The organism is Luteimonas sp. A482, from assembly GCF_054072655.1.
This window is the reverse complement of record NZ_JBSVRO010000005.1, coordinates 15,548-31,012: the sequence shown is the minus strand read 5'-3', so window position 1 is coordinate 31,012 and position 15,465 is coordinate 15,548. Positions and strand designations below refer to the sequence as shown.

Below are 15,465 nucleotides of genomic sequence, written 5' to 3'. Positions count from 1 at the left end.
CGATGCTGCGTTCCGGCGGGCTGGCGCGGCTGTGGCGCGATCCGCGCATGGTCTCGCTGGCGGTCACCATCGCACTGTTCCTCGGCATGTCGATCGCCGGCGGCGTGCTTTACGACGGCTTCCTGCGCCCGCAGGTGTTCCTCAACCTGTTCATCGACAACGGCTTCCTGCTGATCGTCGCGGTCGGCATGACCTTCGTGATCCTCACCGGTGGCATCGACCTGTCGGTGGGCGCGGTGATCGCCTTCAGCACGGTGCTGCTGGCCAGCCTGGTGCAGCAGCAAGGCTGGCATCCGCTGCCGGCGATCGCGCTGGTGCTGGGGATGGGCAGCGCATTCGGCGCGCTGATGGGCGTGCTGATCCAGCGCTACCGGCTGCAGCCGTTCGTGGTGACCCTGGCCGGCATGTTCCTGGCGCGCGGCGCGGCGACGCTGGTGAGCGTGGAGTCGATCGGCATCGACCATGCGTTCCATGTCGCCGTGGCCAGCCTGCGCATCCCGGTGGGCGGCGGCGCATCGCTTTCGGCAGGTGCGGTGATCGCGCTGCTGGTGGTCGCGGGCGGCGCGCTGCTGGCGGGGATGACGCGCTTCGGCCGCAGCGTCTACGCGATCGGCGGCAGCGAACAGTCGGCGCGGCTGATGGGCCTGCCGGTGGACCGCACCCTGGTGCAGGTCTACGCGCTGAGCGGCTTGTGCTCGGCGCTGGGCGGGGTGGTCTACACCTTCTACATGCTCAGCGGCTACAGCCTGCATGCGATGGGGCTGGAGCTGGATGCGATTGCCGCGGTGGTGATCGGCGGCACTCTGCTGGCCGGCGGCAGCGGCTATGTGCTGGGCACGGTGTTCGGCGTGCTGGTGCTGGGCCTGATCCAGACCCTGATCGTGTTCGACGGCACGCTCAGCTCATGGTGGACGCGCATCGCCATCGGCGCGCTGCTTCTGCTGTTCTGTCTGCTGCAGAGGTTGCTGGCGGGACGGCGCGCCCACGGAGGCGCTTCGCATGCTTGAGGAAAAGGCGGGGTCGGGGACGGAACGGGGTTCTGGCACACCGCGCGGCCTGGCGGCACGCACCTGCATGCGCCTGTTGCTGGCAGGTCTGCTGTCGGGCGTGTCGTGGGGCGCGCTGGCGGCAACTCCGCTGGGCGAAGTGGTCAGCCCCGACGGCACTGTGCGCGTGGAGATGGCGATCGATGCCGATGGACGCCCGACCTGGCGGCTGTGGCGCGACGGCCGCCAGGTGATCGCCGATTCGCCGCTGGGGATGGTCGGCGAGGGCGTGGACCTGTCGCAGGGCCTGTCATTCGGTGCGGCCGGCGAAATCGAGGCGGTGGCGGACGACTACGAGCTGCTGTCGGGAAAGCGGCGCTTCAACCGCTATCGCGCCAACCGCCGCGTGTTCCATTGGCGCGACGCGCAGGGCAACGCGCTGGCCATCGCCTGGCAGGTGTCCAACGACGGTGCCGCGTTCCGCTACGAGCTCGATGCGGCGGTGCCGGGGATGGCGACGTGGCGCCGCGATGCGGCGAGCTTCCGCCTGCCGGCCACCGCGCATGCCTGGCTGCAGCCGATGGCCGAACCCAGGACCGGCTTCGCGCGCACCAACCCCTCCTACGAGGAGCACTACCTGCAGGACGTCGCGGTCGGCACACCGTCGCCGATGGGCCATGGCTGGGTGTTCCCTGCGCTGTTCCGCACCGGCGAGGACTGGGTGCTGCTCAGCGAGGGCATGCTGCGCCGCGGGGACGCCGGCAGCCGCCTGCTGGACGGGGAGCAGCCCGGCGAATACCGCATCGGCTTCGCCGACCCGCAGGAGGTGTTCCCGGGCGGTCCGTCGGATCCGTGGATCGAGCGCTTTCCGTGGCGCTCGCCGTGGCGGATCGTCGCGGTGGGCAGCCTGGCCGAAGTCGCCGACTCGACCCTGGGCACCGACCTGGCCGACCCGCCTGCCGTCGCCGGCAAGCCGGTGCCGGGCAAGGCCTCGTGGAGCTGGCCGCTGCTGGGCGACGCGCACACGGTGTTCGACGTGCAGAAGCGCTTCGTCGATTACGCCGCGCAGATGGGCTGGCGCTACACCCTGGTCGATGCGCTGTGGGACCAGCAGATCGGCGAGGCGCGCATGCGCGAGTTGGTCGAGTACGCGCGCGGCAAGGATGTCTCGATCCTGGTCTGGTACAACTCCGCCGGTGCCTGGAACGACACGCCGCAGACGCCCCGCGACCTGCTGGTCGACAGGGCCAGCCGCATCCGCGAGTTCGAGCGGCTCAGCGCGATGGGCGTCGCCGGGCTGAAGCTCGATTTTTTCGGCGGCGATGGCTCGTCGATGATCGCGTACTACCTGGACATCCTTGCCGACGCCGCGCCCTACGGCTTCCAGATGAACTTCCACGGCGCCACCCTGGCACGCGGCTGGCAGCGCACCTGGCCGAACCTGATGACGGTGGAAGCGGTGCGCGGGCTCGAGTTCTCCACCTTCGGCCAGGAGGACGCCGACGCGATGCCGGTGCACGCGGCGACCCTGCCGTTCGTGCGCAACGTGTTCGACCCGATGGACTTCACCCCGCTGGCGATGGCCGGGCTCAACGAGCGCGTGCAGCGCCGCAGCACTGCGGCCTTCGAGCTGGCGACGGCGGTGCTGTTCGTGTCGGGCATTCAGCATTACGCCGAGACGCCGGAGGGTCTGGCGCAGGCGCCGGACTATGTGCGCGAGTTCCTCATGCAGGTGCCGGAGTCCTGGGAAGACAGCCGTTTCCTCGATGGCTACCCGGGGCGCCATGCCGTGTTCGCGCGCAGGGGCGATGGCCGCTGGTTCGTGGCCGGCATCAATGCCGATGACGCGCCGCGCACGATCGCGCTGGATGCGGACGCGCTGGGCGGCGGCGTGCTGCGCGGCACGCTGATCGGCAATGGCAGCGATGCGCTCGGATTCTCGCAGCGTCGCGTCGAATTCGCATCGGGTCGCCCGCTGCAGCTGGAGCTGCCGCCGCTGGGCGGCTTCGTGCTGCAGCTGGACTGACGCGGCATCGGACCGGTGCAGCTCGCCTCCGGGAGGTAGAAATGAAGTACGCGCTTTCGACCCTGCTGCTGCTCGCCTTGCTGTCCTGTCTTCCGGCAGCCGCGACATCGCCCGCCAGCTGGAGCGCCGACAACGGCAATGGCAGCTTCACCAATCCGCTGTTCTACGACGAGTTCTCCGACCCGGACCTGATCCGCGTCGGCGACTGGTTCTACATGACCGGCACCACCATGCACGCGGTGCCCGGCCTGCCGCTGCTGCGCTCGCGCGACCTGGTGAACTGGGAGTTCGTGTCGTATGCGATGCCCGCGTTCCCGCCGGGTCCGGAGTACCGGTTGGAACAGGGACAGGACCTCTATGGCCAGGGCATCTGGGCACCGGTGCTGCGCCACCATGCGGGACGGTTCCACATCTTCTCCAACATCAACGAACGCGGCCTGCACGTGTTCACCGCGAGCGGTCCGGCGGGGCCGTGGACGCATTCGGTGATCGACCGCAACCTGCACGACCTGTCGGTGCTGTTCGATGACGACGGGCGGGTGTGGGCGGTGTTCAATTACAACGAGGTGCGCCTGATCGAACTCAAGCCTGACCTGAGCGGCGTGGTCGAAGGCAGTGAGCGGGTGATCATCCCCGCCGGCAACGGCATGGGCGAGGGCCACCACTTCTACAAGGTGGACGGTCGCTACTTCATCATCAGCGCCAACTACGCGCCGGTGGGGCGCATGCAGGCCGCGCGCGCGGACCGGCTCGAGGGGCCCTGGGAAACGGTGGCGATCAGCGCCAGCGAGACCATGGGTTTCCAGCGCGGGTGGTGGGCGGATGGCCTTGGCCAGCGATCGCCGATTCCCACGGCGCAGACGCAGTTCCGGATGCACAAGCCGGCCGACAGCGAGCTAGGCGCGGTACCGCTGCACCAGGGCGGCATCGTGCAACTGGCCAGCGGCGAGTGGTGGGGCTTTTCGATGATGGATCTCAAGTCCATCGGCCGCACCACATTCCTTTCGCCGGTGACCTGGCACGAGGGCTGGCCGTACTTTGGCTTGCCCGGGAACCTCGGCCGCTCACCGCGCACCTGGCGCAAGCCCGACGTGGCCTTCGACACCAGGCCGCAGGCGCCATATCAGCGCAGCGACGACTTCTCCGCGCCGCAGCTGCAGCCGGTCTGGCAGTGGAACCATCAGCCGCACGACGGCAAGTGGTCGCTCTCCGAGCGGCCGGGCAGCCTGCGGCTGCATACGCTGCCGGCCCAAGGCTTCCTCACTGCGCGCAATACGCTCACCCAGCGCGTGGTCGGGCCCGAATCCACGGCGACGGTGACGCTGGACGCGTCCAGGCTGGCGCCCGGCGACATCGCCGGCCTGGGTCTGCTCAACATGCCGGCCGCATGGCTTGCGGTGGTGCAGGACCAGCACGGGCGCGTACTGCGCTGGCACAGCCAGCTGGACGACCGCCACGTCGACGTCCCGCTGCCGTCGGACACGGTGCAACTGCGCGTGCGCGGCGATCACGACCAGGACCTGGCGCAGTTCGCGTACAGCTTCGATGGGGCGCGGTTCACCGACATCGGCCAACTGGTGCGCCTGCCCTACCAGCTCAAGACGTTCCAGGGCACGCGCCATGCCCTGTTCGCGTACAGCAGTCGTGGAGTCGGCGGCGGGCATGCGGATTTCGACGACTTCCACGTCGAAGAGCCGTTGGCGGACCGTTCGCGCAACATCCCGCTGGGACAGGTGATCACGTTCGCCAACCTCGGCGATGACAGCGTCGGGCACGTGCACGCGCTGGGTGTGCTGCATCCCGTGGCCCGTGGTTCGGCGGAAGCCGGTACAGCGGCTGCGCGCTTCCGCGTGCACGATCGCGGCGACGGCGAGGTGGCGCTGGAGGCGATGGACGGAAGCGGCTTCCTGACCGTGGTCGGCATCGGCCTGTCGGCCGACGTGCGCCTGCTGCCAGAGCATCCCGTCGACAGCCGCTTCATGTGGCAGGACCTGCTGCGCGGCGAGTTCATGCTGCTGTCGATGAAGACGCACCGCTATCTCGGCATCCTGCCCGGCAGCGGCGAGCCCTACGGCGCGGACCGCCCCGGAACGCGGCCCGATCGCAGGGACGGCACCGTGTTGGCCTGGCGGAGCACGAAGGACGACAGGGCTGCAGGCGACGGGCGTTGAAGCGAGGCGCAAGTGAGGCCGCGCACGCCGTCAGCGCTACGGCTGGTGCGCTCCTGCATGCGTCCCCGCGCAGACGCCTGCACTGACCTATCTGCGAAATCCGCGTCAATCCGTGGCCAGGATCACTGCATCGACCAAGCCAATGACCGGCCCGCTCAGACCTCCAGCGTTGCCAGGTCGCCCTTCTGCTCCAGCCACGCCTTGCGGTCGCCCGCGCGCTTCTTCGCCAGCAGCATGTCCATCAGTCCGCGCGTGGCGACATCGTCGTCCACCGTCAGCTGCACCAGGCGGCGCGTGTCCGGATGGATGGTGGATTCGCGCAGCTGCGACGGGTTCATCTCGCCCAGGCCCTTGAAGCGGGTGACGTTGACCTGGCCCTTGAGCTTCTCGCGCGCGATTTTCTCCAGCAGCAGGCGCTTTTCCTCCTCGTCGAGCGCATAGAACACCTGCTTGCCCACGTCGACGCGGAACAGCGGCGGCATCGCCACGAAGATGTTGCCCGCGCGCACCAGCGCCGGGAAATGCTGCAGGAACAGCGCCGTCAGCAGGGTGGCGATGTGCAGGCCGTCGGAGTCGGCGTCGGCCAGGATCACCACCTTGCCGTAGCGCAGGCCGGAGATGTCGTCCTTGCCCGGGTCGCAGCCGATCGCGATCGCCAGGTTGTGCACCTCGTCCGAGGCCAGCACGCTGCCCGACGACACTTCCCAGGTGTTGAGGATCTTGCCGCGCAGGGGCAGGATCGCCTGGAAATCCTTGTCGCGCGCCTGCCGCGCGCTGCCGCCGGCCGAATCGCCCTCGACCAGGAACAGTTCGGTGCGCGACAGGTCCTGGCTGATGCAGTCGGCCAGCTTGCCCGGCAGGGCGGGGCCCTGGGTGACCTTCTTGCGGACGATCTGCTTCTCGGTTTTCAGGCGTGCACTGGCGCGGTCGATCGCCAGCTGCGCAATCCGGGTGCCCATCTCCACGTGCTGGTTGAGCCACAGGCTGAAGGCATCGTGCGCCGCGCCTTCGACCACGCCCGCGGCCTGGCGCGAGGACAGCCGCTCCTTGGTCTGGCCGCTGAACTGCGGATCGGTCATCTTCAGCGACAGCACGAAGGACACGCGATCCCACACGTCCTCCGGCGCCAGCTTCACGCCGCGCGGCAGCAGGCTGCGGAAATCGCAGAACTCGCGCAGCGCATCGGTAAAGCCGGTGCGCAGGCCGTTGACGTGGGTGCCGTGCTGGGCGGTCGGGATCAGGTTGACGTAGCTTTCCTGCACCAGCTCGCCTTCCGGCACCCAGGCCACGGCCCAGTCCACCGTCTCGCTGTCCCTGCGCAGCGCGCCGGTGAACAGGTCCGGCGGCAGCAGCTCACGGTCGGTAAGCGCGCCCTTGAGGTAGTCGCTCAGGCCGTCCTCGTAGTACCAGGTGTCGCGCTCGCCGCTGGCTTCGTCGAGCAGGGTGACGGTCAGGCCCGGGCACAGCACGGCCTTGGCGCGCAGCAGGTGGCGCAGGGCGCGCAGGCTGAACTTGGGGCTGTCGAAATACTTCGGATCCGGCCAGAAGCGAAGGCGCGTGCCGGTGTTCTTCCTGCCGACCGTGCCCACGACCTCGAGCGGCGTGGCGCGGTCGCCGTTGCGGAAACTGACGCGATGCTCGCTGCCCTCGCGCTTGATGTGCACCTCCACCAGGGTGGACAGCGCATTGACCACGCTCACGCCCACGCCGTGCAGGCCGCCGGAGAAGGTGTAGTTCTTGTTGTTGAACTTGCCGCCGGCGTGCAGGCGGGTGAGGATCAGCTCCACGCCGGGAATCTTCTCTTCCGGATGGATGTCCACCGGCATGCCGCGGCCGTCGTCGGACACCTCGCAGCTGCCGTCCTTGAACAGGATCACCGCGATCTCGCGCGCGTGCCCGGCCAGCGCCTCGTCCACCGCGTTGTCGACGACTTCCTGCGCCAGGTGGTTGGGCCGGGTCGTGTCGGTGTACATGCCCGGCCGGCGCTTGACCGGGTCCAGGCCGGAGAGGACTTCGATATCGGCGGCGTTGTAGCGGGAATTCATGCGGAGGCTGCGTTGGGGGCTGTACTGCGAGCCGCGCAGGATGCGGGGCGCCGCCGGGGTGGTCAAGGATCGGCGCGCGGCGTCGCGGATCCTGCGATCAGCGCTGGAACGGCGCGGGCGAAAGCCCGCCCGCCGGGGCCGCGCGCGCTCCCGCGGGGAGGCGGAGCAGGGCGCGACCCTGTAGAATGGGGCTTTCCAGCGGGTGCCTACTCCCCATGACGTCCCCCAGTCCCGTCACTCCCCTTGTCTTCGTCACCGGAGGCGTGGTGTCCTCGCTCGGCAAGGGCATTGCCGCTTCCTCGCTGGCCGCGATCCTCGAGGCCCGCGGCCTGCGGGTGACGATGATGAAGCTCGACCCGTACATCAACGTCGATCCGGGCACGATGAGCCCGTTCCAGCACGGCGAGGTCTACGTCACCGACGACGGCGCCGAGACCGACCTCGACCTCGGCCACTACGAGCGCTTCATCAACGTCCGCCTCAGCGGCAAGAATTCGATCACCACCGGCAAGATCTACGAGTCGGTGATCCGCAAGGAGCGCCGCGGCGACTACCTGGGCGCCACCGTGCAGGTGATCCCGCACATCACCGACGAGATCAAGCGCTGCATCGACGCAGCCACCCAGGGCTTCGACGTGGCCCTGGTGGAGATCGGCGGCACGGTGGGCGACATCGAGTCGCTGCCGTTCCTGGAGGCGATCCGCCAGATCCGCACCGACCGCGGCCCGGACAAGGCGATGTTCATGCACCTGACCCTGGTGCCCTACATCGCCGCCGCCGGCGAGCTCAAGACCAAGCCCACCCAGCACTCGGTGAAGGAACTGCGCTCGATCGGCATCCAGCCCGACGTACTGCTGTGCCGCAGCGAACAGCCGCTGCCGGACGGCGAGCGGCGCAAGATCGCCTCGTTCACCAACGTGTCGGAAAAAGCGGTGATTTCCGCGGTCGACCTGGACAACATCCACAAGCTGCCGATGTGGCTGCATGCGCAGGGCCTGGACGCGATCGTGGTCGAACGCCTGCACCTGGATGGCAAGGCCGCGCCCGCCGACCTGTCCGAATGGCTGGCGGTGGTGGATGCGACCGAATATCCGATCGACGAGGTCAATATTGCGGTGGTCGGCAAGTACGTCGACCACAAGGACGCCTACAAGTCGGTGGCCGAAGCGCTCAGGCACGGCGGCATCCGCCAGCGCACGCGCGTGCACCTGCACTGGATCGAATCACAGGACATCGAGCGGGACGGCGCGGACAAGGCGCTGGGACAGGTCGATGGCGTGCTGGTGCCGGGCGGCTTCGGCGATCGCGGCTTCGAAGGCAAGGTGCTGGCGGCGAAACACGCACGCGAGTGCGGCATTCCGTATTTCGGCATCTGCTACGGCATGCAGGCGGCGGTGGTGGATTTCGCCCGCCACGTGGCTGGCCTGGAGGGCGCCAACAGCACCGAGAACGACCGCCAGAGCCCGCATCCGGTGATCGGCCTGATCACCGAGTGGCGCACCAGCAGCGGCGATGTCGAAAAGCGCGACGAGAAGTCCGACCTCGGCGGCACCATGCGCCTGGGGCTGCAGGAGCAGCGCATCAAGCCCGGCACCAAGGCGCGCGAGCTGTACGGCAAGGACGTGGTCGGCGAGCGCCACCGCCACCGCTACGAGTTCAACAACCGCTATCGCACCCAGCTTGAAGACGCCGGCCTGGTGATCTCGGCCAAGTCGATGGACGACCTGCTGGTGGAGATGATCGAGCTGCCCACGCATCCCTGGTTCATCGCCTGCCAGGCGCATCCCGAGTTCCTGTCCACGCCGCGCAACGGACATCCGCTGTTCGTCGGCTTCGTGCGCGCTGCGCGCGAGCACAAGGCGGGCGGGAAGCTGCTCAAGGAAGCGAAGGCGTAGTGTTGGCCACGGATTTCGCGGATGAACGCGGATCCGATGGGCGAACCTGCTACCCGTCGCGCATCCGACGCCGGGCTGCTGTCTCTTATCCGTGTAATCCGCGTAAATCCGCGGCAAAAAAAAGGGTCTTCCCATGAACCTCTGCGGCTTCAAAGTTGGTCTCGACCAGCCCTTGTTCCTGATCGCCGGCCCCTGCGTGATCGAATCCGAGCAGCTGCAGCTGGATGTCGCCGGCAAGCTGAAGGAGATCACCGGCCGGCTCGGGATCAACTTCATCTTCAAGTCGAGCTTCGACAAGGCCAACCGCACCTCGGGCACCAGCTTCCGCGGCCCGGGCATGGAGGAAGGCCTGCGCGTGCTGTCGGAGGTGCGCCGCCAGCTTGGCGTGCCGGTGCTGACCGACGTGCACGAGTACACGCCGATGGATGAAGTGGCGTCCGTGGTCGACGTGCTGCAGACGCCCGCCTTCCTGGTCCGCCAGACCGATTTCATCAAGAAGGTCTGCAGCGCCGGCAAGCCGGTGAACATCAAGAAGGGCCAGTTCCTCTCGCCCTGGGACATGAAGCCGGTGGTGGAGAAGGCGCAATCGACCGGCAACGAGCAGATCATGGTCTGCGAGCGCGGCGCGAGCTTCGGCTACAACAACCTGGTCTCCGACATGCGATCGCTGGCCGTGATGCGCGAAACCGGCTGTCCGGTGGTGTTCGATGCGACCCATTCAGTGCAGCTGCCGGGCGGGCAGGGCAGCTCCAGCGGCGGCCAGCGCGAGTTCGTGCCGGTGCTGGCGCGCGCCGCCGTGGCAGTGGGCGTGGCGGGCGTGTTCATGGAAACCCATCCGGATCCGTCCAAGGCCCTGTCCGACGGCCCCAATGCCTGGCCGCTGGACCGGATGGAAGGCCTGCTCGAAACGCTCCTGGAACTCGATGCGGTGACCAAGCGGCACGGCTTCGCGGAGCAGTCGCTCTAGCCAGGCTCCGTTGCGGGGCGGGTGTTCAAGCTGGTCAGGTAGATCCCTGCTGTGGGCAGGGTGGTTTGCACTCGCCTTCGCAAACCGCCAACCATGTCTGCAGCGGCGTTGCGGGGGCTGTTGCCGCGAAATCAAGGAGGAGGCGGCGGCCAGCGGCCGGCGCCGGGGGACATTCGCGGCAACAGCCCCCGTAACGCAGCCTCCCGTATCCCCGCACGCGCACGCTCTCGGGCACCTGCCAGCCGCGTACCTGGCCCGCGCAGGCGATGCTTTCCCCGGCAACCGAACCACTCGCAAGTCGCGGAATCCAGTAAGGAAACCCGGCACGCCCCGCCGTGCTCCGTTAAACTCACCGCCGACTCCACCCACCGGACGTTTTCGCCTCCATGACCAGCATCGCCAGGATCCACGCCCGCGAAATCCTCGACTCCCGCGGCAATCCCACCCTTGAAGCCGAAGTCACCCTCGAGGATGGATCGTTCGGCCGCGCCGCCGTCCCGTCCGGCGCCTCCACCGGCGCCAAGGAAGCCGTGGAACTGCGCGATGGCGACAAGACCCGCTACCTCGGCAAGGGCGTGCTGAAGGCGGTCGGCAACGTCAACGGCACCATCGCCGAGACCCTCGCCGACTTCGACGCCTACGACCAGGCGGGCCTCGACAAGCGCCTGATCGATCTCGACGGCACCGAGAACAAGGGCCGCCTCGGCGCCAACGCCCTGCTCGCCGTGTCGCTGGCCAACGCCCACGCGGTCGCGGCCTCGAAGAAGCTGCCGCTGTGGAAGCACCTCGCCAACGGCCGCGCGCCGGTGCTGCCGGTGCCGATGATGAACATCATCAACGGCGGTGCGCACGCCGACAACAACGTCGACTTCCAGGAATTCATGGTGCTGCCGGTGGGCTCGGTCTCGTTCTCCGAGGCCCTGCGCTGCGGCACCGAGATCTTCCACGCGCTCAAATCGGTGCTCAAGGGCCACGGCCTGAGCACTGCGGTGGGTGACGAAGGCGGCTTCGCGCCTGATTTCCGCAGCAACGTCGAGGCGCTCGACACCATCCTCGAAGCGATCGGCAAGGCCGGCTACGCCGCCGGCGACGACGTGCTGCTGGGCCTGGACGTGGCCTCCAGCGAGTTCCACGACAACGGCAAGTACAACCTGGTCGGCGAGAACAAGCGCTTGACCAGCGAACAGTTCGTCGACTTCCTCGCAGACTGGGCCGCGCAGTATCCGATCGTCAGCATCGAGGACGGCTTGGCCGAGGACGACTGGGCCGGCTGGAAGCAGCTCACCGAGCGCGTCGGCAACAAGGTGCAGCTGGTCGGCGACGACCTGTTCGTGACCAACCCGAAGATCTTCAAGCAGGGCATCGACAGCGGCACGGCCAATGCCATCCTGATCAAGGTCAACCAGATCGGCACGCTGACCGAGACGCTGGAAGCCATCGCCATGGCCGATGCGGCGAACTACGCGGCGGTGGTTTCGCACCGCTCCGGCGAGACCGAGGACACCACGATCTCGGACATCGCCGTGGCCACCACTGCGACCCAGATCAAGACCGGCTCGCTGTCCCGCAGCGACCGCGTGGCCAAGTACAACCAGCTGCTGCGCATCGAGGAGGCGCTCGGCGCGGGCGCGAAGTACGCCGGCCGCGACGCGTTCGTCTCGCTCAAGCGCTGACGGTACTGCGCCATGCGCTGGTTGCGCGTTCTGCTGCTGGCGCTGGTGGTGCTGCTTGGATTCCTGCAGTACCGCCTGTGGTTCGGCAACGGCGGCCGGCATGCGGTCGAGGTGCTCGACACGCGCGTGCAGGAGCAGCGCAGGCAGAACGAAGGCCTCGGCCAGCGCAACGCCGCGCTGGCCGCCGAAGTGGCGGACCTCAAGTCCGGCGAAGCGGCGATCGAGGAGCGTGCGCGCAACGAGCTGGGCATGATCCGGCCGGGCGAGACCTTCTACCGCGTGGTCGACGGCGAGCGCACGCCGGCGCCCGCGCCAGCGCCTGAAGGTGAGGAAGAAAGGCCATGAATCCCCTGACGGCAACCCCGGCGTTGTCGCCCGCAGTGGCGCGACCCGTCCAGGCCTGGGCCATCCTGCCGGCTGCCGGGCGTGGAGAACGCTTCGGCGGCACGCTGCCCAAGCAGTACGTCGAGGTCGCGGGCCGACCGCTGATCGCGCACGCGCTCGAGGCTCTGCTCTCGCATCCTGGCGTATGTGGCGCGGTGGTGGCGCTTGCGGCGGACGATCCGTTCTGGCCGGGCTGGAGTTCGATCGCCGGCAAGCCGCTGCTGCGTGCCACCGGCGCCGACACGCGCGCCGGCTCGGTGCTGGCCGCACTGCAGGCATTGCCCGACGAGGTGCGCGCCGACGAGTTCGTGCTGGTGCACGATGCGGCGCGCCCGAACCTGTGCCACGCCGACCTGGGCGCGCTGCTCGAACGCGGTCGCAACGATCCGGTGGGTGCGATTCTGGCGGCACCGGTGCGCGACACGCTCAAGCGCGCCGGCGACGACGGCGGCATCGACGCCACCGAGCCGCGCGAGCGGCTGTGGCGCGCGCTGACGCCGCAGCTGTTCCGGCGCCTGCAGCTCACGCGCGCGCTCGAGGCCGCGCGCGATGCCGGCGTCGAGGTCACCGACGAGGCAATGGCGATGGAACGCCAGGGTATGCGTCCGCTGCTGGTCGAGGGCGACGAGGACAATTTCAAGATCACCACCGTCAGCGACCTCGCCAGGTTCGAATTCCTGCTGTCGCGGCGGCCATCGGGCGAGGCAACGGCGGCATGAGGATCCTGGCGGCACTTGCGCTGGCGGGCATGGCCTCGTCGCTTCCAGGTGCAAGCGCGTGGGCACAGGCGCCGACCGACGGCCTCGAAGCTTGCGTGGTGGCCGCGGCCGGCGCCGACGACAGGCGCGTGCTGGCCCAGTGGATGTTCTCGGCGCTAGCGCTGCATCCCGACCTTGCCGACATGGCCCGCGTCAGCGACGCGCAGCGCAACGATGCGAGCAGGAGGATGGGCGAGGTGCTGGAGCGTTTCCTCACCGTGGACTGCGCCGAGCAGGCAGCAAGGGCCTTTCGCACCGGCGGTGCGGAGATGGCGTTCCATCGTGCCTTCGTGCGCGTCGGCCAGCTGGCGGGCGAAAGCCTGTTCAACGATCCGGGCGTGGCCGCCGCCGGGGACGAAGTCGTCAACCATGTCGACATCCACCGCATCGCCGAGCTGCTGAAGCCATGAACATCCGCATTGGACAGGGTTACGACGTGCACGCCTTCGGTGAAGGCGACCACGTGATGATCGGCGGCGTGCGCGTGCCGCATGACTGTGGCGTGCTCGCGCACAGCGATGGCGACGTGGTCCTGCACGCGCTGTGCGACGCGATGCTTGGTGCCCTGGCGCTGGGCGACATCGGCGTCCACTTTCCGCCGTCCGATCCGCGCTGGAAAGGTGCCGACAGCCGCGTCTTCGTCCGTCACTGCAATGAACTGCTGCGCGCGCGCGGCTGGCAAGTGGGCAATGCCGACGTGACCGTGGTCTGCGAGCGTCCGAAGATCGGCCCGCACGCGCAGGCGATGCGTGAATCGATCGCCGCCGACCTGGGCCTTGGCATCGACGCGATCAGCGTCAAGGCCACCACCAGTGAGCGCCTGGGCTTCACCGGCCGCGGCGAAGGCATCGCCGCGCTGGCGGCCTGCCTGCTCGTGCGCGCGTGAGCGACGGTCCCGCCGCCCTGCCGCGGGCGCATGGCGCGCCCGTGCTGCAGGCCTCCATCCGGCAGGCGCCGGAGGATTTCATCGTCGACGAGATCGACGGGTTCGAGGCCAGTGGCAGCGGCGAACACCTGCTGCTGACGGTCGAAAAGCGCGCGATCAACACCGCCTTCGTCGCGCGCCGGATCGCGCAGTGGGCCGGCGTGGCCGAATCCGCCGTCGGCTACGCAGGAATCAAGGACCGCCACGCGCTCACGCGGCAGCGTTTCACGGTGCAACTGCCGGGGCGCGAGGCGCCGGAGCTGGAGCTGCTTGCGTTCGAGGACGCTGCAAGTGGCGAGGCGCTGCGCGTGCTGGATGCCGCGCGCCACTCACGCAAGCTGCCGCGCGGTGCGCTGGCCGGCAACCGCTTCGTGCTGACGCTGCGCGATGTGCGCGGCGAACCCGACGCCATCGAGGCGCGGCTGCAGGGGATCCGCGACCGGGGCGTGCCCAACGGCTTCGGCGGACAGCGCTTCGGGCACGGCGGCGGCAACGTCGGCAAGGCCCTGGCGATGTTCTCCGGCCGCCGGGTGCGCCGCGAGGAGCGCTCGATGCTGCTCTCGGCCGCACGTTCGGCACTGTTCAACCGCGTGCTGGCCGCGCGCGTGGCCGCGGGCAACTGGGACCAGGGCCTCGACGGCGAGGTGTGGATGCTCGACGGCAGCCGCAGCGTGTTCGGGCCGCAGACACATGATCCGGAACTGGACGCCCGGCTTGCGGCGTTCGACATCCACCCGACCGCACCGCTGTGGGGTCGCGGCGAACTGCGCAGCCAGGACCGGGCGCTGGAACTGGAAACAGCGGCGCTCGACGAGCCCGTTGCGCTGCGCCTGCGCCAGGGACTCGAGGCCGCCGGGCTGCGCCAGGAGCGGCGCGCAACGCGACTGCGCGTGGAAGGCCTTGAATGGTCCTGGCTTCCGGACGGCGCCCTGCGGCTTGCTTTCGCGCTGCCGCCCGGCAGCTATGCGACCAGCGTGCTGTTTGAACTGGGCACGATTGCGGACGCGGCCGCGGCCGTGGGCGACCAGTCGTCGGAATAACGCGCGGCGGTCATGCCTGCGTGGCGCCGGCTGCGCCTAGCGCGGCCTGAGCAGCACCAGCACTGCACCGGTGCCGCCCTGCGCCGCTGGCGTGGAATGGAAGGCCAGCACGTCGCTGCGCTGGCGCAGCAGCCGGTCGACCAGGTTCTTCAGCACCGGCACGCCGCCAGAACCCAGACCCTTGCCGTGAATCACGCGCACGCAGTGCGCGCCACGGTCGCGCGCATCGCGCAGGAAGTTGCGCAACAGGGCTTCGGCACCCACGGCAGTGGCGTGATGCAGGTCCAGTTCGTCCTGCGCCGCGTACTCGCCCTGGGCGAGGCGCTTGAGCACGCGTGCGGACACTTCATCGCGGCGGTAACGCAGGGCGTCCCCGGCCTCGACGTGACCCGCGCCCAGCAGGCCCTGCAACTCGCTCCTGGCCTCGGCCTCGTCCAGGTCGGCCATTCGCGTGGCGGGGCGCGGCTTGGGCCGCTGCGGCGGTGCCTCGGCCGGCGGCAGTTCGCGCACCGGCCCGATCGCGCTGCGGAACAGCGCCGCATCGTCGTCGTCGGGCGGCTTGCGGTCGTGGCTCATGCGCAAAGTATGCCGCGAT

13 protein-coding genes are annotated in these 15,465 nt (G+C 69.0%); 11 read left to right on the top strand and 2 right to left on the bottom strand.

Annotated elements, in window-relative coordinates:
• The first annotated feature begins 2 nt into the window (after positions 1-2).
• The 3 genes from yjfF (at position 3) to ACW5DW_RS13750 (ending at position 5,183) form a co-directional block, all read left to right on the top strand.
• Positions 3-1,007 (top strand): galactofuranose ABC transporter, permease protein YjfF, encoded by a 1,005-nt coding sequence (gene yjfF, locus ACW5DW_RS13760; RefSeq protein WP_457019888.1) that lies wholly within the window; start codon positions 3-5, stop codon positions 1,005-1,007.
• 67 nt (positions 1,008-1,074) lie between these two features.
• Positions 1,075-3,012 (top strand): glycoside hydrolase family 97 catalytic domain-containing protein, encoded by a 1,938-nt coding sequence (locus ACW5DW_RS13755; RefSeq protein ID WP_457019632.1) that lies wholly within the window; start codon positions 1,075-1,077, stop codon positions 3,010-3,012.
• Between the two features lie 41 nt (positions 3,013-3,053).
• Entirely contained in the window at positions 3,054-5,183 is a 2,130-nt protein-coding gene (locus ACW5DW_RS13750; protein WP_457019630.1) for a glycoside hydrolase family 43 protein, read from the top strand.
• 155 nt (positions 5,184-5,338) lie between these two features.
• Here the strand turns inward: ACW5DW_RS13750 and parE are convergent, their stop codons facing one another.
• Entirely contained in the window at positions 5,339-7,228 is a 1,890-nt protein-coding gene (gene parE, locus ACW5DW_RS13745) for a DNA topoisomerase IV subunit B (RefSeq protein WP_457019629.1), read from the bottom strand.
• Between the two features lie 215 nt (positions 7,229-7,443).
• On the opposite strand from parE, the gene ACW5DW_RS13740 reads away from it, so the two are divergent.
• From ACW5DW_RS13740 to truD, 8 genes are all read left to right on the top strand, one after another.
• Positions 7,444-9,123, top strand: coding sequence for a CTP synthase (locus tag ACW5DW_RS13740; protein ID WP_457019628.1), 1,680 nt, complete (start codon positions 7,444-7,446; stop codon positions 9,121-9,123).
• 133 nt (positions 9,124-9,256) lie between these two features.
• Entirely contained in the window at positions 9,257-10,090 is an 834-nt protein-coding gene (gene kdsA / locus ACW5DW_RS13735; RefSeq protein WP_457019627.1) for a 3-deoxy-8-phosphooctulonate synthase, read from the top strand.
• A 386-nt stretch (positions 10,091-10,476) separates the two neighbouring features.
• The gene (gene eno, locus ACW5DW_RS13730) at positions 10,477-11,763 is read left to right on the top strand and encodes a phosphopyruvate hydratase (protein WP_457019626.1); all 1,287 of its coding nucleotides are present in this window, start codon (positions 10,477-10,479) and stop codon (positions 11,761-11,763) included.
• Positions 11,764-11,775: 12 nt separating this feature from the next.
• On the top strand, positions 11,776-12,108 hold the full coding sequence (gene ftsB / locus ACW5DW_RS13725) for a cell division protein FtsB (protein ID WP_457019625.1): 333 nt from the start codon (positions 11,776-11,778) through the stop codon (positions 12,106-12,108).
• Positions 12,105-12,866 (top strand): 2-C-methyl-D-erythritol 4-phosphate cytidylyltransferase, encoded by a 762-nt coding sequence (gene ispD / locus ACW5DW_RS13720; protein ID WP_457019624.1) that lies wholly within the window; start codon positions 12,105-12,107, stop codon positions 12,864-12,866. Before ftsB ends, ispD begins: the two co-directional genes overlap by 4 nt.
• Positions 12,863-13,315 carry a hypothetical protein gene (locus ACW5DW_RS13715; RefSeq protein WP_457019622.1) on the top strand — a complete coding sequence of 151 codons (453 nt, stop codon included), beginning with the start codon at positions 12,863-12,865 and terminating at the stop codon, positions 13,313-13,315. The genes ispD and ACW5DW_RS13715 overlap by 4 nt, the downstream gene beginning before the upstream one ends.
• On the top strand, positions 13,312-13,791 hold the full coding sequence (gene ispF / locus ACW5DW_RS13710) for a 2-C-methyl-D-erythritol 2,4-cyclodiphosphate synthase (protein WP_457019620.1): 480 nt from the start codon (positions 13,312-13,314) through the stop codon (positions 13,789-13,791). The genes ACW5DW_RS13715 and ispF overlap by 4 nt, the downstream gene beginning before the upstream one ends.
• Positions 13,788-14,870, top strand: a complete 1,083-nt coding sequence (truD, locus tag ACW5DW_RS13705; RefSeq protein WP_457019618.1) for a tRNA pseudouridine(13) synthase TruD — start codon at positions 13,788-13,790, stop codon at positions 14,868-14,870. The genes ispF and truD overlap by 4 nt, the downstream gene beginning before the upstream one ends.
• A 36-nt stretch (positions 14,871-14,906) precedes the next feature.
• Here the strand turns inward: truD and ACW5DW_RS13700 are convergent, their stop codons facing one another.
• Entirely contained in the window at positions 14,907-15,446 is a 540-nt protein-coding gene (locus ACW5DW_RS13700) for a Smr/MutS family protein (protein WP_457019616.1), read from the bottom strand.
• Positions 15,447-15,465: the final 19 nt, after the last annotated feature.

Coding starts and splice junctions, on each gene's coding strand:
- eno (WP_457019626.1), top strand. CDS start 10,477: ATGACCAGCATCGCCAGGATCCACGCCCGCGAAATCCTCGACTCCCGC.
- yjfF (WP_457019888.1), top strand. CDS start 3: ATGCTGCGTTCCGGCGGGCTGGCGCGGCTGTGGCGCGATCCGCGCATG.
- ACW5DW_RS13750 (WP_457019630.1), top strand. CDS start 3,054: ATGAAGTACGCGCTTTCGACCCTGCTGCTGCTCGCCTTGCTGTCCTGT.
- parE (WP_457019629.1), bottom strand. CDS start 7,228: ATGAATTCCCGCTACAACGCCGCCGATATCGAAGTCCTCTCCGGCCTG.
- ispD (WP_457019624.1), top strand. CDS start 12,105: ATGAATCCCCTGACGGCAACCCCGGCGTTGTCGCCCGCAGTGGCGCGA.
- ftsB (WP_457019625.1), top strand. CDS start 11,776: ATGCGCTGGTTGCGCGTTCTGCTGCTGGCGCTGGTGGTGCTGCTTGGA.
- ACW5DW_RS13715 (WP_457019622.1), top strand. CDS start 12,863: ATGAGGATCCTGGCGGCACTTGCGCTGGCGGGCATGGCCTCGTCGCTT.
- ACW5DW_RS13755 (WP_457019632.1), top strand. CDS start 1,075: ATGCGCCTGTTGCTGGCAGGTCTGCTGTCGGGCGTGTCGTGGGGCGCG.
- ACW5DW_RS13740 (WP_457019628.1), top strand. CDS start 7,444: ATGACGTCCCCCAGTCCCGTCACTCCCCTTGTCTTCGTCACCGGAGGC.
- ispF (WP_457019620.1), top strand. CDS start 13,312: ATGAACATCCGCATTGGACAGGGTTACGACGTGCACGCCTTCGGTGAA.
- kdsA (WP_457019627.1), top strand. CDS start 9,257: ATGAACCTCTGCGGCTTCAAAGTTGGTCTCGACCAGCCCTTGTTCCTG.
- ACW5DW_RS13700 (WP_457019616.1), bottom strand. CDS start 15,446: ATGAGCCACGACCGCAAGCCGCCCGACGACGACGATGCGGCGCTGTTC.